Annotated in this window: 14 protein-coding genes and 1 rRNA gene; 5 read left to right on the forward strand and 10 right to left on the reverse strand. The window is 58.1% G+C overall.

What is annotated here, in order from left to right; all coding sequences use genetic code 11:
* Positions 1–535: ribosomal RNA gene (locus ABS758_RS02030) — 16S ribosomal RNA — on the reverse strand; the annotation flags it as partial.
* Between the two features lie 734 nt (positions 536–1,269).
* On the opposite strand from ABS758_RS02030, the gene rfbA reads away from it, so the two are divergent.
* From rfbA to rng, 3 genes are all read left to right on the forward strand, one after another.
* Positions 1,270–2,145, forward strand: coding sequence for a glucose-1-phosphate thymidylyltransferase RfbA (gene rfbA, locus ABS758_RS02035; protein WP_350380835.1), 876 nt, complete (start codon positions 1,270–1,272; stop codon positions 2,143–2,145).
* Positions 2,142–2,669, forward strand: a complete 528-nt coding sequence (gene rfbC / locus ABS758_RS02040) for a dTDP-4-dehydrorhamnose 3,5-epimerase (RefSeq protein WP_350380834.1) — start codon at positions 2,142–2,144, stop codon at positions 2,667–2,669. The genes rfbA and rfbC overlap by 4 nt, the downstream gene beginning before the upstream one ends.
* 115 nt (positions 2,670–2,784) lie before the next feature.
* A complete protein-coding gene (gene rng / locus ABS758_RS02045) occupies positions 2,785–4,260 on the forward strand; it encodes a ribonuclease G (protein ID WP_350380833.1) in 1,476 nt (491 codons plus the stop codon).
* An 85-nt stretch (positions 4,261–4,345) separates the two neighbouring features.
* Here rng and ABS758_RS02050 read toward each other — a convergent pair whose 3' ends face one another.
* Together ABS758_RS02050 and msbA are read right to left on the reverse strand one after the other, a co-directional pair.
* A complete protein-coding gene (locus ABS758_RS02050; protein WP_350380832.1) occupies positions 4,346–4,783 on the reverse strand; it encodes a M14 family metallopeptidase in 438 nt (145 codons plus the stop codon).
* Between the two features lie 108 nt (positions 4,784–4,891).
* Positions 4,892–6,655, reverse strand: a complete 1,764-nt coding sequence (gene msbA, locus ABS758_RS02055; protein ID WP_350380851.1) for a lipid A export permease/ATP-binding protein MsbA — start codon at positions 6,653–6,655, stop codon at positions 4,892–4,894.
* A gap of 199 nt (positions 6,656–6,854) precedes the next feature.
* Here msbA and ABS758_RS02060 point away from each other — a divergent pair, with 199 nt between their 5' ends.
* Together ABS758_RS02060 and ABS758_RS02065 are read left to right on the forward strand one after the other, a co-directional pair.
* Entirely contained in the window at positions 6,855–7,769 is a 915-nt protein-coding gene (locus tag ABS758_RS02060; RefSeq protein WP_350380831.1) for a glycosyltransferase family 9 protein, read from the forward strand.
* Positions 7,766–8,530 carry a YdcF family protein gene (locus tag ABS758_RS02065; RefSeq protein ID WP_350380830.1) on the forward strand — a complete coding sequence of 255 codons (765 nt, stop codon included), beginning with the start codon at positions 7,766–7,768 and terminating at the stop codon, positions 8,528–8,530. Before ABS758_RS02060 ends, ABS758_RS02065 begins: the two co-directional genes overlap by 4 nt.
* A gap of 4 nt (positions 8,531–8,534) precedes the next feature.
* On the opposite strand, the gene ABS758_RS02070 is transcribed toward ABS758_RS02065, so the two are convergent.
* The 7 genes from ABS758_RS02070 to hrpA all read right to left on the reverse strand — a co-directional run bounded on the left by ABS758_RS02070 (position 8,535) and on the right by hrpA (position 20,658).
* On the reverse strand, positions 8,535–9,674 hold the full coding sequence (locus ABS758_RS02070) for a glycosyltransferase family 4 protein (protein ID WP_350380850.1): 1,140 nt from the start codon (positions 9,672–9,674) through the stop codon (positions 8,535–8,537).
* 50 nt (positions 9,675–9,724) lie between these two features.
* Positions 9,725–10,465: a polysaccharide deacetylase family protein gene (locus ABS758_RS02075; protein WP_350380829.1), complete on the reverse strand. Its 741-nt coding sequence runs from the start codon at positions 10,463–10,465 to the stop codon at positions 9,725–9,727.
* A gap of 57 nt (positions 10,466–10,522) precedes the next feature.
* A complete protein-coding gene (locus tag ABS758_RS02080; RefSeq protein ID WP_350380827.1) occupies positions 10,523–11,275 on the reverse strand; it encodes a glycosyltransferase family 2 protein in 753 nt (250 codons plus the stop codon).
* A gap of 35 nt (positions 11,276–11,310) precedes the next feature.
* Positions 11,311–12,147 (reverse strand): polysaccharide deacetylase family protein, encoded by an 837-nt coding sequence (locus ABS758_RS02085; protein WP_350380825.1) that lies wholly within the window; start codon positions 12,145–12,147, stop codon positions 11,311–11,313.
* Positions 12,144–13,247 carry a glycosyltransferase family 4 protein gene (locus ABS758_RS02090; RefSeq protein ID WP_350380823.1) on the reverse strand — a complete coding sequence of 368 codons (1,104 nt, stop codon included), beginning with the start codon at positions 13,245–13,247 and terminating at the stop codon, positions 12,144–12,146. Before ABS758_RS02090 ends, ABS758_RS02085 begins: the two co-directional genes overlap by 4 nt.
* A 70-nt stretch (positions 13,248–13,317) precedes the next feature.
* Positions 13,318–16,797, reverse strand: coding sequence for a DNA polymerase III subunit alpha (gene dnaE / locus ABS758_RS02095; protein ID WP_492304489.1), 3,480 nt, complete (start codon positions 16,795–16,797; stop codon positions 13,318–13,320).
* A 36-nt stretch (positions 16,798–16,833) separates the two neighbouring features.
* Entirely contained in the window at positions 16,834–20,658 is a 3,825-nt protein-coding gene (hrpA, locus tag ABS758_RS02100; protein WP_417276723.1) for an ATP-dependent RNA helicase HrpA, read from the reverse strand.
* Positions 20,659–20,835: the final 177 nt, after the last annotated feature.

Here is a 20,835-nt window from a genome sequence, read left to right on the forward strand (position 1 = left end):
CGTATTACCGCGGCTGCTGGCACGTAGTTAGCCGGTGCTTATTCTGCAGGTACCGTCATGAGCCCAGGGTATTATCCTAGGCCTTTTCTTCCCTGCCAAAAGTGCTTTACAACCCGAAGGCCTTCATCGCACACGCGGGATGGCTGGATCAGGGTTGCCCCCATTGTCCAAAATTCCCCACTGCTGCCTCCCGTAGGAGTCTGGGCCGTGTCTCAGTCCCAGTGTGGCTGGTCGTCCTCTCAAACCAGCTACAGATCGCGGCCTTGGTGAGCCTTTACCTCACCAACAAGCTAATCTGATATCGGCCGCTCCAATAGTGAGAGGTCTTGCGATCCCCCCCTTTCTCCCGTAGGACGTATGCGGTATTAGCTGACCTTTCGGCCAGTTATCCCCCGCTACTGGGCACGTTCCGATATATTACTCACCCGTTCGCCACTCGCCACCAAAGAGCAAGCTCTTCGTGCTGCCGTTCGACTTGCATGTGTAAAGCATCCCGCTAGCGTTCAATCTGAGCCAGGATCAAACTCTTCAGTTTAATTCCTGTAATCGTAGTTTCTTATCCCCGAAGGAATGGAGAAGCTACGCTCGCTATGCATCACTCAAAAGAAATGACAAAGCTTGGTTTTAACCTTACTTCTTCATTTCTATCTGTGCGAGCACTTGGTATAACATTTGTGCATTTCCGTGCAATGCATGATCCGTGAGAATCAACGCATCGCCGGGCTGTGCTGCCTGTTATCAAGCGCCCACACTTATCGGCTGTTTAGTTTTTAAAGAACAAATCTGCGTGAAGCAGAGAAACGAGATTATGAAGAAGTTTTTTAGTCTTGTCAAGCAGCTGGGGTGGGTGACTCAATCGGTTATTGACTTGCCACATCGTGGCAAAACCGCTTGAACACTGCCTCGCAGCGCCTTGACAAGGAAATCTTCATCCCCTCGTCGAGCCCGAAATTAAAACACATTTAAGCGTTAACGTCAAGCCAGACTGCCACCGGCCGAAACCGGCGCCTCGCCTTTTTACCCTGTACAACCATCGAGACCATTGCCTTCAAATGACCGCACTTCGGCTTGCCAAACCACTGGTTTTACCCTGTGTTGTCGGGGTTAACCCTGACTGCCCGGCGGCGAAGAGACCGAACTATAGCACGCTTTTTTTGTTGTGTGCAAACTGCGTACCGGAAGCAGGTAACATAGGCTGAATGTTCTCTGGCCAGCCAGAGTTACTCTAGATACAAACCCTATAAGAATCAACGGAATACACACATCAAGATGAAAGGCATTATTTTGGCCGGCGGTACCGGCTCCCGACTGCACCCGATTACTCGCGGGGTTTCGAAACAGCTTCTACCCATCTATGACAAGCCCATGATTTATTACCCCCTGTCGGTATTGATGCTGGCAGGCATCCGGGAGGTCCTGGTGATTTCCACGCCCGAGGATCTCCCGGGATTTCGCCGGTTGCTGGGTGATGGTTCCAGATTCGGCATCTCGCTTCAGTACGCCATACAGCCTGCGCCCGAAGGCCTCGCCCAGGCCTTTTTGATTGGTGCGGACTTCATTGGGCAAGATTCCGTATGCCTGATCTTGGGTGACAATATTTTTTATGGCTATGGTTTTAGCGAAATGCTGCATACAGCAGCACGCAGAAGTGCTGGTGCCACCATCTTTGCGTACCGCGTGGCAAACCCTCAACACTTCGGTGTGATTGAGTTTGACCAGATGGGACGAGCAATATCCATCGAAGAGAAACCCGCCAATCCGAAATCTGCCTATGCCGTCACCGGCCTGTATTTCTACGATAACCAGGTGGTGGATATCGCACGCACGGTTCGGCCGTCCAAACGGGGCGAGCTGGAAATCACCGATATCAATCAGGCCTATCTACAGAAGGACGCTTTGAATGTCCAAACCCTTGGTCGCGGCTTTGCCTGGCTAGATACCGGCACACATGAAAGCCTGCTCGACGCCGGTACATATGTGCACACTATCGAACAGCGCCAGGGCCAAAAAGTTGCCTGCCTCGAAGAGATTGGATTTAACAATGGCTGGCTGACACGATCCGAATTGCTGACGCAGGCGCAAATACTGGCCAAAACAGCCTACGGCCAGTATTTGCTGGCATTGGCCCAGGAGCACAGCGCATGAAGGTCATTGACACTTGCCTGCCAGGGGTGCGCATCATCGAACCGCAAGTGCACGCCGACTCCCGCGGCTTGTTTGCGGAGTTATTTAGCGACCAGCGCTACCGGGACGAGGCCGGAATCGACCAGCCTTTTGTCCAGGACAACCTGTCCCGTTCTCATCAAGGGGTTTTGAGAGGCATGCACTATCAGCGGCAACGCCCGCAGGGCAAGCTGGTTCAGGTGCTTGCCGGCAGCGTGTTTGATGTGGCTGCGGACATCAATCCGGCATCACCCACGTATGGGCAAACTGTGGCGCTGGAGCTGTCTGGTGAAAATCACCGGCAATTATGGATTCCCCCAGGCTATGCGCACGGGTTTTGTGTCACCAGCGAGACCGCTTTATTGCACTATAAGTGCACCGACTATTACAGGCCACAGGACGAGGCTGGCGTTGCCTGGAATTGTCCTGTATTGGCTATTACATGGCCGATCAAGCAACCCGCGCTATCTGATAAAGACCAACAGCTAAAGCCGCTCTCCCCCTAAGATTTATTCATTTATCACTCGCAATCCTTGCCTGAACTATCGCATCAGACAGATGGTGATACAGTTTTGCCAGATGTTGAACATCACCTAAAACCCTATAAACCTGCCAAAGACCATGTCCGCCAGCGAAGATATTCTGATCAACGTCACACCCTTTGAAACCCGGGTTGCGGTTACTGTGCAGGGGGTGGCGCAAGAACTGCACATCGAACGCAGCATCCAGCGCGGTCACGTAGGCAATTTGTACCTGGGGCGTGTCGCTCGAGTGCTGCCGGGCATGCAAAGCGCCTTTGTGGATATCGGACGGGAACGGGCCGCCTTCATCCATGTAGCCGATTTGCGCCAAAATCGCCATGCCCGCAACAATGGCGACCACAGCCAACAGACACCGATAGAAAAGCTGCTGTTTGAAGGCCAGTCTCTTTTGGTGCAGGTGATCAAGGATGCCATTGGCACCAAGGGTGCACGACTATCCACACACATCAGCATTGCGGGGCGTATGCTGGTTTACCTGCCACACGAGCCCCATATCGGGATTTCCCAGCGCATCGATAACGAAGCAGAACGCGAGGCGCTGCGCGAGCGCATCATGGCACTCAAGCCCAAAGGTGAACCCGGCGGGTTTATTGTCCGCACACAGGCAGAAGGCGCCAGTGATCAAGAGCTTGAGGCGGACATCCTGTACTTGCGGACACTATGGAGCAATATCCAGGCCCGTATCGGGCAAGTGCCGGCGCCCTCTCCTGTTTACATCGAACTGACACTGGCCCAGCGAGTACTGCGTGACATGGCAACCCCAGACACAGGCACCATCCTGGTGGATTCACGCACCGTTACGCAAGAGCTGATCAGCTGGGCACAACATTACACACCGTCCTTGGTTGATCGCATCGATCACTACAGCGGCAATCGCCCACTGTTTGATACTGCCAATGTAGACGAAGAAATCGCCCGGGCACTGTCCCGGCGCGTCGATCTCAAATCAGGCGGTTATCTGATCATCGATCAAACCGAGGCTCTGACCACTGTGGACGTCAACACTGGTGGCTACGTTGGTGGCCGCAACTTTGATGACACGATCTTCAAAACCAATCTGGAAGCTGCCGTGGCCATCGCCCGACAGCTGCGCCTGCGAAATCTGGGTGGCATAGTGGTGTTGGACTTCATCGATATGGATGATGCGGGACATCAAGCTTCTGTGCTGGCCGAGCTGCACAAAGCGTTGGCACACGATCGCACCCGCGTGACAGTCAGCGGCTTCAGCCAGCTGGGCCTGGTTGAGATGACACGCAAACGCACACGAGACTCGCTGGCGCACCAGCTGTGCGAGCCTTGCCCCACCTGTCAGTCCAGGGGCTCTGTGCGTACACCCAGAACCCTATGCTACGAGATCCTGCGCGAGATCCTGCGCGAAGCCCGACAGTTTGATCCGGCCGAGTTCCGGATCGTGGCCTCGCAAGCAGTGGTGGATTTGTTTCTGGAAGAGGAAAGCCAACATCTGGCCATGCTGGGTGACTTCGTAGGCAAACCGATCTCTTTGGCGGTCGAAGCCGGCTACGGCCAGGAGCAGTACGATCTGGTGTTGTTATAGACAGTGCAGCTTTTTGCTATAGCCAACTGACCTCAGGCACCTGACAAGCTTGCTATTATTCTCTGCCACCGATAGACCTGGATGCCTACTCACCTACATCCAGCTTGTTTTCCCAACTGCTGTCTGCATGACATAACTCGGGCTTCATCATCGCGGTCAACATCTGATGCACTCGGTCCATCTCGCCGGCATAGTAGCTGTACGCCTTGACGTTGATGGTACGGTTATGCAGCAAGGTCAGGCTCAGCACCACACTGCGGTCCCACCCGGCATCAGGAGTGGGGCGATATACCACACGACCATACGCAGACTCCCGAGGCACCATCTCGAAGGTATAGATATCTCCGCACAGCTTTGCGTGACGAAACAAATTTTGCTGTACGCCGGCAAAATCGATGGGCAGGCGCCTGCGTTCGGTGAGCTGGTGGGTGGGAGTCTCGAGCTGATTGATGGTGAGGCCTTGTGGCTGGCCAGCACAGGCGGCCAGAACAGACAAGGATGCAAGGGCGCACAGCGTTTTCATGGGAAGCTCCGTGGCAAAAATGGGGGTGAGGTGGACGGTCGGGCTAAGCATAAGCAAATGGGCAGACTCATGATCAAACCGCGCGTGGCTGGCAAGAAATTGGCACTATCAAGACGCCTGATCCGGCACCGAAGTGCTTTGGTCTGATGCGGGTTCGTCGAGAAATTGCAGCTGGTACAGGTTGGCGTACAACCCACCCTGCGCCAGCAGATCGGCATGGGTGCCCTCTTCCGCTATCCGCCCTTGATCCATGACGATGATGCGATCGGCCTTTTGCACAGTACTTAAGCGATGCGCAATGACCAGCGTCGTGCGCCCCGCCATCAAGCGCTCCAGAGAAGCTTGCACCTGCCGCTCAGACTCGTTGTCCAGAGCTGAGGTCGCTTCGTCGAGGATCAGAATCGGCGCATCCTTGATGAGTGCCCGGGCAATAGCCAGGCGTTGGCGCTGGCCACCCGACATCGCGCTGGCATTGGAGCCCACTTGCGTGTGGATGCCCTCTGGCAGGCTGTCTACAAACTCGAGCAAACTGGCTGCTTCCAGTGCATCACGAACCTGCGATTCTGGTACATCGTCTCGGGAACCATAAGCGACGTTGTCGGCAATGCTGCCTTCAAACATCACGACGTCCTGGCTGACCAATGACAACTGCGACCTGAGCGCCTGCAAGCGAAACTCGTGAATATCAATACCGTCGATCAGCACCTGGCCGCTGGTGGACTCGATAAAGCGAGGCAACATATTGACCAATGTGGTCTTGCCACTGCCCGACCGGCCGACCAACGCAATGGTCTGCCCAGCCGGGACCGAGAGGACAATGTTGTCAAGCGTATTGCGCGATGCATCGGCAAAGCGGTGGCTTACCCCGCAAAACTGAACCTGACCAGACAGCCGCCCAACGATGTCCCGGGTGCCTGTGTCCTGCTCGGCGGGTTCTTCGATCAGGGAGAAAACACTTTCGGCTGAAATCAGCATGCGCTGGGCCGCACCGGCAATATTGGTAAGGCGTTTGAGGGGATCAAAAATCTGCCCAAGAGCTGCCATGAAAGCGGCGAAACTCCCTACTGTCAGCCCTTGATGGTTGGCCTGATACAAGGCAACCGCCACAACAATTGCCACAGACAGGGCCACAAAAAATTGTGAGATTGGCGACATGGCGGAATCTGCACTGGCTGCCCGCATGGCAAACCGGCGCAGGCGAGCATTAATGTAGGCAAAGCGATCACGCTCGCGTGCATAGCCGTCAAACAGTTTGATGACACGCTGCCCGGCGATACCTTCAGACACCACGCGGGTGAGCTCGGCGTTCATGTTGATGGTATCGCGGTTGATACGCCGCAAGCGCTGCACAAAATACCGACCAGTAAGCACCGACAGGGGCAACATCACCAGCACAATCAGGGTAAGTTGCCAGGACATGTAGAGCAGCACGGCCAGCAGGGCCACAACCGTGAGGGACTCGCGAACAATGACACGAATCACCTCTGTGGACAGACCCGCCACATTTCCGGCATCAATGGTGAACCGGTTAAGCAGCCGTCCATGATCACTGGAGCGAAAGGTTTCGTCCGACATGGCCATCAGGCGCTCAAACATCTCTGAACGCAAGCCCAATAGCAGATTATTGGCTACCCAGGACATCAGATAGGTACCGCCAAACGTGGTGATGCCGCGCAGCAGCATGAGGCCCACAACGGCCAATGGAATCGACCAAATGTACGATGGGCGAGCGCCCGTAAAGCCTTCATCCAGCAACGGCTTCATGATGACAGCCAGCAATGGTTGGGTAGCAGAGGCAACACTGAGCAAGAGCAGCGCCAGCAGGGCCACCTTCCAGTCTTTTCCCAGGCGCAGATAGATCTGCCGCCACATTTCCAGGCGTACTGGCTGGCTGTCGGTCAGATTAGATTCAGGTTTCAAGCCTCACACTCTCTTATATACTGTCGTGAATCACGCATTTTAGCCCGTGGCCAGGCTTAGGCCGCTACGGGTTGCCGGAGTTCCTGCGTTGTCACCCACTGCCAGACCCACCTTATATATCCGCCTGCCCAATTGGGTGGGTGATGTCTGCATGAGCCTACCCAGCCTCGAGCTGCTGTTGCACACTGGGCTTCCTGTTGTGGTGTGCGCACGCCCATGGGCCCAGGATCTTCTGGCGGCCTATCCCTTGGCCGGGTTCGTCCCCATGACTTCTTCCTGGCGCACCAACCGCGCGTCTGTCCGCCAGCACCTCAAGCTATCCCGGCTGCCTGCCCCCCGGGGTCTGCTACTGCCCGATTCGCTTTCCAGCGCTCTATCCTTCCGGTTCGCAGGAATCCCTTGCGCCGGCTATCGGGACGATGGCCGCAGCCTGATTTTGCGTTGGCCTTGCCGCAAGCCAGACGCCAGTTTGCATGCCGTGCAATCGTGGCACTATCTCACCCGGTACGCACTCAAGCACTGGCAATTGCCCGTTGCCCACGCCGAGCCGGCCCCCGAACTTGATTGGCGGCCCGCCGCCCTCCATGAACAGCAGGCAGCAAAAGTGATGGCTGAGGCAGGGCTGGCTTCCGGTCGATTCATCCTGATAGCACCCACGGCCACAGGCCTGCATAAGGGGCGTATCAAGGCCTGGACTGGGTTCGATAGCCTCAGCCAGTCCTTGCAGGCACGCGGTTTCACAGTAGTGATGGCACCTCCTGCTGGCGAGCAGGCAGCAGCACAAGCCGCTGCACCCAGCGTCCAACTGCTGCCCGCCATGGGGCTGGGCGCCTTCGCTGTCCTTACTCACGCTGCCGGGCTGGTTGTGTGCAACGACTCCGGTGTCTCTCATCTGGCTGCTGCTGCACGCGCACGCCAGATCACCCTGTTTGGTGTCACCGACCCCTTACGCACAGGCCCTTGGTCAAACCAAGCCACCCGAATGGGCAGGCTGGACCATTGGCCCAGCGCCCCCGACGTCCTGAGCACTGCCCTGACCCTGATGGAGAATGTACCCAGCGCATGAATGTGTCCGAATTCCTGGCCAATCTGGTAATCCCCCTCAATCTCTCGATCACCCTGCTGCTGCTTGCCGTGGTTTTGTTGATCGTCCGCTGGCGCAAGACCGCTGCCATCCTGACGATCGCGGCACTGGCGTGGGTGGTGTTCTGGTCGCTGCCCACCACATCCTTGTGGGCAGGCGGCCTGCTTGAGCAGCGATACCCCTATCGTGTGGCAGCTACGATGCCCACGGCCCAGGCCATTGTGGTACTTGGAGGCAACACGGCCAACGGGCGCAGCAATTGGTTTGAACCCCTGGATTCTGCTTCAACAGTGCTGCGAACCGATACCGCCGCCAAGCTGTATGCAGCCAGGCGTGCGCCATTGGTAGTGGTCTCGGGTGCCGCGCTGGATGGCGGTGTCAGCGAAGCACGCATGATGGCAGCGGCGTTGGAGCATCAGGGGGTGCCAGCCTCAGCAATTCTTGAAGAAAGCCAGAGCCTGACAACGCATCAAAATGCGGTCTACACAGCAAAATTATTACGCCAGCGCGACATCACTGCCTTCTTGCTGGTGACATCGGCACTGCACATGCCGCGCGCCATGGCCAGCTTTCAGAAGCAGGGCTTAAACCCTGTCGCAGCCCCTTCACCGCCACAAATCGTCGTACCCGACCAGCCAGACTTTTCATTCTGGTTGCCCGATCTGCGTGCGCTCAACGCCAGCCGATCGATTGTGAAAGAGTATCTGGGATTGCTGGTGTACTGGCTGAGGGGCTGGGTTTAGCCGTTCAAGAAGCGTTTTTCTCTGCCAGGATGGCGGAATAAACAGCCTGATACTGACGCGCGACTTCGGGCCACGCATGGCGTGCAAGCACTGCCCGCATGCCTTCTTGCAAATGCTGTCTCAAAGCAGCATCCGTGCGAATTCGCACAACTGCCCGGGCCAGCTCATCGGCATGCTCGGGATGGCTTAGCACCAGGGCCTCGTCGCCCGCCCGCACATATTGTGCAAAACCGCACCAGGGCGCAGGACTGAGAATCACTGGCAAACCAAACGACATTGCCTCCAAAGGCGCCATCCCGAAGCTGTCATTGAGAGTGGGGTGCACGTAAATGTCGGCCGCCTGATAATATGGCGCCACCTGTGCGGTCTCAGCCACCAGATGAACCCGCTGGCGGACTGCGTGCGGCGCCTGGTCCACGCAGGTACGGGCAGCAGCATTGGCCCCCACCACCAGCACATGCACATCCTCAGGTAACTGACCAAGGGCCTGCAGTACCGTCGGCAGCCCTTTACGCATAGGGTTGCGGGCCACCAGCAGGCATAGGGTCAGGTGCTGATCCAAACCGAGGGACTCACGGGTACGTACACGCACCTCGGCGGTACTGGCAGGTGCAACCGACACGCCAGGCGGAATCACCGGCAATGGACATGCAAACGGTCCATACGCTTGTTCAAGCTGATAGGCGATCAACTGGGAAACGGCCACCACCCGGCGACCGGGGCGCGCAGCCATGCGGCGACGCTCGAGACCAAGATATGTTTGCACTCGAAGGCTGGGATAAGACAGACAACGCTTGAGCCAAGCCATGGGCTGAACACGCCACCGATAGCGTACTGGCGTAACGTGCACGACTTCAACATCCCCGCACCAGCCATTGCAGTGTGAATGGACGATATCAAAACCCGCCTGCGTTGCCCGCGCAGCCCGGTGGGCAAACAACCAGCCTCGCACCCAGCCGGGCCAGCGCGTACTGACGCGAATGGCACGATACGGCAGTCGGAGGTCGCAGGCCGGATCGTACTCCCGAGCAAACACAGTGACCTGATGGCCCGCGGCAAACAACTCGCGCATCAGGGCCACCCCATAGGCTTCCGCGCCCCCGAAGCGATTGCCAAAACGATCCACCACAAAGGCGATCGACAAAGGCCGGATATCCGGTGCGGGCGATGGAACCGGGAGACGATCGAGCACTGTCACGACAGCCTCTGCTCTTGACGGATACGCTTGCGATCTTCAAGGGATGTGAGGCATTTTTGCAGAAAACGGATCAGCAAAGTTGAGCGCATCACAGCCACCCGAGGCAAGGTAAAGGGGTCATCAAAGCGGCGCACCAGCCCACCGGCGGTGGTGGTGGCAGTTTCGTAGCCGGCATTACGTACACAGGCGGCCAGCTCGGGCGTGAACTTGCCATAGGGATAACAAAATGCCTTGACCGGCGCGCCTGTGATTTGCTCCAGTGCCTCGCGTGAATCGCGGATTTCGTTAAGTGCCAATTCTGGCGACAAACCTGGCAGAACCGGATGATTGAGGGTATGAGACCCCACCTCGTGGCCTGCGTCAAACCATTCTCTGAGCCCCTGCACATCCATAAGCGCAGCAGCGGGCACCCCTTCGGCATGATCCCAGGTATTGGTCTTGCCCAACATACGCACCACAAAATAATTGGTGGCATGAAAGCCGCAGTCTTCGAGGACAGGCAAGGCGTGCTCGAGGACGTTTTGATAGCCATCATCAAAGGTCAGGCCAAATACCTTGCCTGTTTTCTTGCCTTGCAGATAAGGCATCAATTGCGCCATCGACAAACCACGATACCCCAGGCGGCGCAACCAGACCATTTGCCGCCGGAAGTCGCGCGGGTGCACCGTCAGCCCCCGGTAAGGAGTGCCTTTGGGATTGGGCTCGCCAATCTGGTGATACATCAGGATGGGAATCATGCGCAAATTATAAGAATAAGGGGTTGTCACAATAGCCGGCCACCGGGCATAAACAGATCAGGACGGCGACTGGCGGCCCAGCCAAAACAGTTTGACATAACGATAGAAACTGCCGGTTGCCGCCATTCCGGCCAGCACAAGCCCGCGCCAGCCATCGAGAAACCCGCGCCGAAAAAAATAATGGCGAAGGAATGTCCAGAACGCATGCCCAAAGGGGCCCAACAGCGTGGTGCGCCGCCCCTTGTGGTACGCCTGCAGCGCAGCCTCGGTGGAGTACCGATTGATCTTGTCGATGAATATTTCCAGGCTGGCATAGGGATCATGCAAAAAGTGCCCAGGCAGTGTGGCAGTTTGCCCAACAACCTGCACGCTTTCATGCACGGCCGCATCTGTAAAACGGCCAGCTTCGCGTCGAAACAGACGCAGCACGTAATCTGGCCACCAGCCGCTGTGCCAGATGGGTTTGCCGCAAAATTTTGACAGGCGTGCCATCCGGTAAGCATCTGCCTGAGGTGCCTGGATGGCCGCTCGGATCGCGGCAGCCAGCTCAGGGCTCAGCTGTTCATCCGCATCAATGGATAACACCCAATCACCGGTTGCCAAGGCAAGCGCCCTATTCTTTTGCGGACCAAATCCGGGCCAATCAGGGCTGCTGTGCACAAGCGCCCCCAGGCGACGTGCAATGTCACACGTGTCATCTGTGCTGCCAGAATCCAGCACGATGATTTCATCGGCAAAGCTGACCGACTCCAGACACCACGCGATCCGGGCCGCCTCGTTTTTTGTGATGATAATGACAGAAAGGCTCATGAGCGGCATCTTGAATGGCAAGTTGGCATAAGCGCTTAGCCTTTGTAGTGCTGGCTTTTTTTCCAGCGCTTCCAGGCGTTGAAGGGAGGCGCCAGTACCGGGCTGCCGGCCACCTGCACCCGGCGTCCCAGGGACGCGCCTGTCGTATCACGAACCGCAAAACGGAAAATCGACGCGGGATCCATCCCCGGCCTGTTGCGACCAAAGGCGCGCGTGGTGTACAGATACTTGAACCCCAGCTCTTGCGCAATCCTGACGTAATCGGGGTCGAAGTAGCCTTGAGGCCAGCACAAGTGATCAGACACAGAACCCAGACGCTGCTCCAGCGTCTGCCTGGATTGTGACAGTTCTTCGTGCATATGGGCGTTTTTATCGACCGCCTGTTTATCCCATCGGGTATGGGTGTGGGTATGGGTGTGAAATTCCATCACTCCCTGCTCAATCAGCGTACCGATTTCAGACCAGCGCAACATCACCTCGTCTGCGGCACCGTGCGCAATGCGTCGTTCACACTCGTGGTGATCGGGGGTTTCGGGCAATGGGGCACCATCAGACAGACACGGGCGCTGTGGCCCGTCTCCTATCCAGCCCGTGACGATAAACACAGTGGCCCGCATCCCGTAGCGCCGAAGCAGCGGTGCTGCATAAACCCAATTATCCAGGTAACCATCATCAAACGTCAGCAACACCGCCTTGGAAGGCGCTTGGCCATGGTTTAGAAAATGGGTGAATTCTGCCGTGCTGAGCGTGTGGTAACCCCGCCGCGATAACCAACGCAACTGATCTTCAAAGTGCTCTGGTGTAGTGGTGATCATGCCGCCCCCTGGGTGGACATGGTGATACATGAGCACGGGCACAATCTGACGCGTCATGATGCATTGATCTCCTGTAGCCAGCGCTGATAGCACTGCTCTGTGCGTTGGCCCAGGGCGGCGCGCGTAAAGCGGCCATCACCGAGACAGAATTTGCGCCCGGCTTCGCCCATCTGCCGGCGCAGGGCCGGATCGAGAATCAGGCGTTCAATCGCGGCACTCAAGGCTGGGATATCAAACAAGGGGACCAAAAGGCCTGTTTCGCCCTCGCGCATCATTTCGGGTACGCCCCCCACCCGGGTACCCACCACCGGCAAGCCTGCCGCCCCCGCTTCAATAAAAACAGCCCCAGCCGCTTCGATATGGGTAGCCAGTGCAAAGATATCAAAGTCTGGCAAGAGGGCCGGCACATCCATACGGGCCCCCAGCAAATGCACCTTATCCGCTACACCAGCAGCCTGGGCCTGTGAGGCCAACTTTGTGCGAGCGGTCTCGCCGCCACCCACCACGACAAAGTGCAAGTGTGCATAGCGTTGCAACAAAGGCGCCATGGCCGCCAGCAGCTGTTCATGACCTTTTTCCGCACGCAGGACACCCACGCTACCAACAATCAGCGCCTGACCATCCAGGCCGAGTTCAGTACGCAAGACGGGCTGAGGCATGGGATCTGGAAAATCCACGGCAGGCGGCACCACGGCCACGTGTTCGGGCTTGACGCCTCTTTGTATGAGATGCTGACGAACGAACTCGCTAGGTGTAATTACCCGCTTGGGGACACGGGTGTAAGCCAACAGCGACCCCACAGGCTTGGCCAGATGACGTGTGCGCACCACAAGCGGCACTCCCGCCAGCCGGCCGGCTGCCCCCACCAGCAGCGTCTCACGACGGCTATGGGTGTTGAGCACATCAAACCGCCCTGCCTTGAGAAAACGCACCAGGCGGGGCAAACCTTTGAGATGGTTCCAGGGCCCATCCATGGCCAGGGTTTCAACTGCAAAGCCGGCTTCACGCAGCTGGGTAGTCAAGCGGGCGTGAGGCTGGCAAATCGCCTGCACATGATGGCCCCGCGCACGTAATGCGAGCATCAGCCGGTAAATATAACGCTCCTGGCCCCCAAAACCGGTAGCGGCCTCGGCATGGACAATGCGCAGCGGCCTCATCGCTGCGCGCACCACAGCATCAACCTAGCCACCAGAGACATCCACCCTGAAAAGGCAGCAGGCAACATCTTCATCCGTAATTTACCTCGACGTTGTCATAGGAAAGCCACTGTCGGGCACTTGTCAGCAAGGCATCGTCCATGCGGACGCGCCAGGCATCGCCCAGGCGCAGCAAGCAGGAGAAAGCCGGGTCTTGCAGACGCAGCTCGACGGGCACGCCTGCTTCCGCAGACCGCCAGGGCTCGAGCAATTGCTGCAGGCTTGCCGGATCAACCGTGGCCGGCACCACCAGCCGTAAGCTGCGGGCACGGGTTTCACGGATGCGCTGCAGATCGTAAAGGTCATCGGCAGAGACCCGCAAGCCACCGGAGTATTCGTCGTGGCTGACGCGGCCCTGGATAACCAGCGGCCGATCTTCTTTGAGGCTGTTGCGATATTGCTCGAACAACTCGTTGAAAATGGCGATCTCGATCTGTGCGCTACCGTCATCCAGCAAGGCATAAAGCATTTTCCCACGACGCGTCATGCGGGGACGCACGGCGGCAAGCACGCCTGCCAGCCACTGCTGGCCGCGCGCAGGCGCCAGACGCGCCAGCGGCGTAGGGGCCACTCGACGGATCTCATCGCGCCACGCCTCAAAGAGATGGCCACTGAAATAAAAGCCCAGCGCTGATTTCTCTTCTGTGAGCCGGGTTTGCAGATCCCAGGGCGTTACCCGGGCCAACTCACCCGCCACCAGTTGGTCGGATTCGTCGGCAAACAAGGAGGCCTGATTGGCATTGCGCTCGGCCTGCTCTGCAGCGTCGATTGCACTACCCAACGTTTCCAGCAAGGCGGCACGGTTTTCTTCGAGGGTATCGAAGGCGCCGGCACGGATCAGCGCTTCGATGGTGCGCCGGTTGACGGCATGGCGATCCACCCGCGCACAGAAATCAAACAGGCTGGCAAACGGGCCATTGGCCTGGCGTGCCGCCAGGATGGCTTCGACAGCCGATTGCCCGGTGCCTTTGACTCCGCCCAGACCATAGCGGATGGTGCGCGGCGGTTGACCCTGTGCGGTGTACGCATCGGCCACCGGGGCAAACCGAAACCCTGAGGCATTGACGTCCGGTGGCAACACTGCAACGCCGTTATCCAGGGCATCCCGCCAAAAGATCTGCACCTTGTCAGTGTCATCCATGTCCGACAGCATGGTGGCCGCGAGAAACTCGGCGGGATGATAGCGTTTGAGCCAGGCAGTCTGGTAGGAGATCAGGGCATAGGCTGCAGAGTGACTTTTATTGAAACCGTAGCCGGCAAACTTCTCCATCAGATCGAACAAGTGTGCCGCGAGATCGGCGTCATAGCCTTTCTTGACCGCGCCTTCCTGGAAGATTGCGCGGTGCTTGGCCATCTCCTCGGCCTTTTTCTTGCCCATGGCCCGGCGCAGCAGATCGGCGCCGCCCAGCGAGTATCCGCCGATGATCTGGGAGATCAGCATCACCTGCTCTTGATACACGATCACACCATAGGTGCTTTTCAGGACGGGTTCGAGGTCGGGGTGGAAATAATCGACTTCTGCACGGCCATGCTTGCGATTGACAAAATCCACCACCATGCCGGATTCGAGTGGACCTGGCCGAAACAAAGCCAGCAAGGCGATGACGTCTTCGAAGGTGTTGGGCTGCATGCTTTTCAGCAGCTCTTTCATCCCTCGCGACTCAAGCTGAAACACAGCCGTTGTGTTGGCGGACGACAGCAAAGCGTAGGTTTCCGCATCATCCAGCGGCAGATCCATGATGTCAAAATCATGCATCTGCGGATTGAATTCACGCACATAGCGCACCGCCCAATCCAGAATCGTCAGGTTACGCAAGCCCAGGAAGTCGAATTTCACCAGGCCGACGTCTTCGACATCACCTTTGTCGTACTGCGAGACCACGCTTGTTTCACTGCCAGGCTGACAATACAGGGGGGTGTAATCCGTCAGTTTGCCCCTGGCGATGATCACGCCACCTGCGTGCATGCCGATATTTCGGGTCAGTCCCTCAAGCGGCCGAGCCAGATCAATCAGCGCCCGGATTTCTTCATCAGAATCGTAACGCTCTTTAAATGCCGGCTCGTTTTCCAGCGTGCGCTCCAGCGACCAGGGGTCTGCCGGATTGAACGGAATCATTTTGGAGAGGTTGTCGCAGACGCTGTAGGGCATCTCGAGCACACGCCCGACATCTCGCACCACGGCTTTGGCCCCCAATGTACCAAAAGTGGCGATCTGGCTGACTGCATCGCGACCATACTTCTCTTTGACGTACTCGATTACCCGCTCGCGGTTGTCCTGACAGAAATCGACGTCAAAGTCGGGCATGGACACGCGCTCCGGATTGAGAAAGCGCTCGAACAGCAAATCGTATCGCAGCGGATCCAGATCCGTGATCCCGAGGCTGTAGGCCACCAAAGAGCCGGCCCCCGATCCACGGCCTGGACCCACAGGCACTCCATGGTGTTTGCCCCAGTTGATGAAGTCCTGAACGATCAAAAAATAACCTGGGAATCCCATGCCAACGATGGTCTGGCACTCGCGATCCAGCCGCTCTTGATAGACAGGCATCTGGCGCGTGCGTTCTTGCTCGTCTGGATATAACTGGCGCATCCGGCGCTGCAACCCATCATTGGCCAGCTGCACCAGGTAATCATCCAGCGTGACGCCATCAGGCGTGGGAAACAGGGGCAGCTCAGGGTGACCCAAAGTAAGCGTGAGGTTACAACGACGGGCAATCTGCACCGTGTTGGCCAACGCAGATGGAACATCCGCAAAGCGCCGCGCCATTTCGGCAGAATCCGGCATGTATTGTTCGGCGGTAAACCGCCGGGGGCGTCGCGAGTTGCCCAGCAGCTCGCCTTCGGCAATGCAGACACGGGCCTCATGGGCCCGGAAATCAGACGGCGCAATGAACTGAATAGGATGCGTGGCTACTACCGGCACGTCTGTTTCGGAGGCCAGTTGCAGTGCTGCCTGCACGTAAGCCTCATCACCCTCAAAACCGGCTCGTTGCAGCTCGATGAAATAGCTGTCGGGAAAATCCGCAGCCCACTGCCGGGCCAGACGACGGGCTTCATCGGCCCGCCCTGCCCCAAGCGCATGCCCGATGTCTCCGGCCCGACCTCCCGACAAAGCAATCAGGCCCGCCCGGCCAGACAGCCACTCACGGCTGACCTCGGCCCGCCCGCGCTGGCTGTTTTCTGTCCAGGCACGGCTGAGTAGACCGCATAAATCCAGGTAGGCCGCATGACTGGTTGCCAGCAGGACAAGCCGAAACGGCTTGTCGGGATCGTCGGGGTTGCCAAGCCAGACATCGGCCCCGGCAATAGGCTTGATCCCCGCCTTGCGTGCGGCCTTATAAAACTTGATCCAGCCAAACAGATTGCATAAGTCGGTGAGAGCCAGAGCTGGCTGCCCAAATGACTTGGCTGTTTTTACTAAATCGGGGATACGCGCAATACCGTCCACCACCGAGAATTCTGAGTGGCTGCGCAAGTGTACAAAAGAGGGAGAAGCAGAAGACATTTTCATGCGAGGATTGTACTGAAGCCGGGACGCCAGAGGCGCCTAGCGCGGCATGGCTTGCCAGGCCTTCTGCAAACGTTTGACGGATACCGGAAACGGCGTGCGCAGCGCCTGTGCATACAAGGCCACCCGCAATTCCTCGAGCTGCCAGCGAAACGCATCCAGATACGCATCCGGCGCCCCCTTGAGCGCAGTCCGTGCACGTTGCCAGGGCACCATCAGCGTTGAGAACTCGGCCATCAGCTTGGCGTCCCTGGCGGGATCTTCACGCAGTTTGTCAATCCGCACCTGCGCAGCCTTGAGATAGCGCGGAAAATGTTTTAACTGCTCTGCAGGCGTATCTTGAATAAATCGCGGGCCCACCAGTGCAAACAGTTGCTGGCGGATATCTTGCTGTGCCTCGGGCCACGGCTTGGCTTGAGGCAGTTTTTTCAGCAATTGCGCCCGCTCTTGCAAGATCAGCAAAGTCAGCCGGGCAAGCTCCTGGGCCAACAGTGTCAGCCTGGCCCGCGCATCCTGGCAGCGCTGATCGAACGCATCGCTGTTTTCGGGCCAGGGCTCGCCCAGACACGACTGGCCGATGGCGGCATCGATCAGTTGGTCGCGCAATTCTTGCTGGCTACCCAAATCCATGTACAACATAGCCATACGGGTGAGATCCGGCAGATTTCTTTCCAGGTAACGGACTTGTTCACGCAACGCCAGCCGAAACAAGCGGCGAAGCCCGGCGGCATGCACACGACGGGCCTGCTGGGGATCATCGAACACATCCAGGTCACACGACTCCCCACGATCACGCAAGGCCGGATATCCGATCAGGGACTGTCCGCCACGACGAATTTCAAGCAGCTCCGGCAAGGGGCCAAACGTCCATGCGGTCAGGCCCTCATGCTCAAGCACCTGCGCTGCATCTCGGTCCCGTGCTGCCAATTGTTGAAATGAGGCCTGGGCCTCGCGACCGTGCTCGGCGCGCAACTGATCCAGACTGCGACCACCAGACAACATGCGGCCATGCTCATCCACCACCTTGAAATTCATGAACAGATGCGCCGGCAAGGTTTCCAGCTTGAAATCCGTGGCTGACACACGTACCTGCTGTTGCTCCCAAATATCCTGAATCAGGGCTTCAATCAGACTCATGCCAGGGTCTGCGGCACGCTCGAACCAGCGCTCGTGGAATCCTGCCGCGTAATCCGGCAAAGGCACGCACCGCCGACGCAACTTTTGCGGCAGGGATTTAAGTAACAGATGCACTTTGTCCTTCAGCATCCCTGGTACCAGCCACTCACACCGGCCAGCATCCAGCTGATTGAGGGCAAACAGGGGTACGGTCAGCGTCATCCCGTCGCGCGGGGACCCTGGTTCAAAGTGATAATCAACCGCCAGGTCGGTGCCTGCCCATGACAGGCGCCGGGGAAACACTTCGGTTGTTACCCCCGAAGCATCATGCTGCATCAGATCGTTACGGCTCAGCTTCAGGCCTTCGGCCTGCTCGCGCCCCAGTGTACCCACCCAGGCCTCAAGAGAGACTGCCTGACAAACTTCTGGCGGAATCTGCTGATCGTAAAAGGCATAGATCAATCCATCATCAACCAGGATGTCAGGCCGTCGGCTCTGGTGTTCGAGGCGCTCGATGGAGGCGATCAGCCGGCGATTATGCGCAATAAATGCAAGCTTGCTATCAATATCGCCCGGTACGAGCGCATCCCGAATAAAGATTTCGCGTGCAGCCTTGGGATCAATGCGCCCAAAATGCACCCGCCTCCCGGTATACACCGGCAAGCCGTACACAGTGCCACGCTCGTTGGCAACCACCTGCCCGGCCTTTTTCTCCCACCGGGGATCAGACCAGGCCTTTTTCAACAAATGGACGCCTGCTTTTTCGACCCAGACAGGATCGATCTGCGCCACGCAGCGTGCATACAAACGCGTGGTTTCCACCAGTTCGGCGGCCAGCACCCAGCGGCCTGCCTTTTTTTGCAGCGCCGAGCCAGGGTGAATGGCAAACCGGATGTCTCGCGCCCCCTGATAGAGGTTGGCATCATCAGACTTCATACCGATATTGCCCAGCAACCCCGCCAACAAGGCCAGATGTATCTGCTCCCGGGTGGCTGGTGTCTGGTTCAGGCGCCAGCCTTGCTCTCGTGCCAGCGTCAGCAGCTGCACATGTGTGTCGTGCCACTCACGCATGCGCACCGGTGACAAAAATTTTGCACGCAGTTGCTCGACCAACTTGCGCTGAGAGGCCTTGTGCGCCACCTGATCCCGGTACCACTCCCATAGTTTCAGCCAGGCCAGAAACTCTGACTGCTTATCCCGAAAAAGCGCGTGCGCCTGATCCGCCGCATCGCGCGCCTGCATGGGCCGATCGCGCGGATCCTGGATCGACAGCGCCGAGGCGATGACGAGGATTTCAGTCAGGCATTGTTGCTCGTGGGCGGCAAAGATCATCCGCGCAACACGCGGATCAACAGGCAGCTTGGCCAGGGATTTGCCCACTGCGCTGAGATGGTTCTGCTCATCCAGCGCACCGAGTTCCTGCAGCAGTTGATAGCCATCGGCAATCGCCCTGCCCGTGGGCGGCTCAACAAACGGAAACGCTTCGACATCATCCAACCGCAACGCCTTCATGCGCAAAATAACGGCAGCCAGAGACGAACGCAGGATTTCCGGATCGGTAAACGGCGGACGCTGCGTGAAATCTTCTTCGGCATACAGGCGGACGCACACCCCTGGACCCAGCCGGCCGCAGCGGCCTGCGCGCTGGTTGGCCGATGCCTGGCTGATGGGTTCTATCCGCAGCTGCTCGACCTTGCTGCGCCAGGAATATCGCTTGATCCGGGCCAGGCCGCTATCCACGACATAGCGGATTCCGGGCACTGTGAGAGAGGTTTCCGCCACGTTGGTGGCCAGCACCACCCGTCTGAGATTGCTGCGTGGGTGAAAGATCTGCTCTTGCTCTGCCCGCGACAATCGCGCATACAGCGGCAGCACCAATACACCGGCCGGATGCTGCTTGCGCAAGGCCTCGGCGCATTCCCGAATTTCGCGTTCTCCAGGCAAAAAAACCAGCACATCCCCTGCACCATGACGCGCACACTCGGCCACACCATCGACCACGGCGTCTACCAGATCCCGTTCTTCGTCAGCACGGCCGATCTCTGACGCCGGCTGCTCTGCTCGCACCGGCCGGTAACGCAACTCAACCGGAAACAGACGACCGGACACCTGAATCACCGGGGCTGGCTTGCCGCCCTGCCCGAAATGCTGCGCAAAGCGCTGTGCATCGATGGTGGCTGAAGTGATGATCAGTTTCAGATCATCGCGTCGAGCCAGCAGGCGCTTGAGAAAACCCAGCAGAAAATCGATATTGAGGCTGCGCTCATGGGCCTCATCGATAATGATCGTATCGTAGCGACGCAGCCATGGATCACGCTGCGTCTCTGCCAGCAAGATACCGTCCGTCATCAGCTTGATGGCCGTCCCTTGGCTGGTGCGCTCGCCAAAGCGGATCTGATAGCCAACCCAATCGCCCAACTCGGTGTGCAGCTCTTGCGCCACCCGTTGTGCCACAGAAGTAGCCGCAAGCCGGCGAGGTTGCGTATGGCCGATCATGCCCTGGCGGCCACGGCCGAGCTCCAGGCATATTTTGGGCAACTGTGTGGTCTTGCCAGACCCCGTTTCACCACAGATCACAACCACCTGATTATCCGTGATCGCCTGAGCGATCTCACGACGGCACGCACTGACAGGGAGGTCTTCCGGGTATTGAATCAGCGGCAAGGGCCGATCGCCAGCCCCGGCACCAGGGGGCGACGCCTGCGGGCGTCGCTTGCGCGGGCGCCGGGTGGCTGGGTCTTGTTGCAGCGTAGGATGACGTGGCGGAGGTGTCTGGTCTGGCAAAAGTTTGGTTTCCACAGAAAAGCTGCCCTTGAGGCGTGGCCGGGTGCCGGTAACGGGCCCATCCGGCTTAGGCTAAAGCCCCACTCAGAGACCTTCCATGCCCTTAAGGGTAATCCGTCATTATAATTTCGAGGTCTCCCT

The organism is Castellaniella sp. FW104-7C03 (genome assembly GCF_040276085.1).
GTDB lineage: Bacteria > Pseudomonadota > Gammaproteobacteria > Burkholderiales > Burkholderiaceae_B > Castellaniella.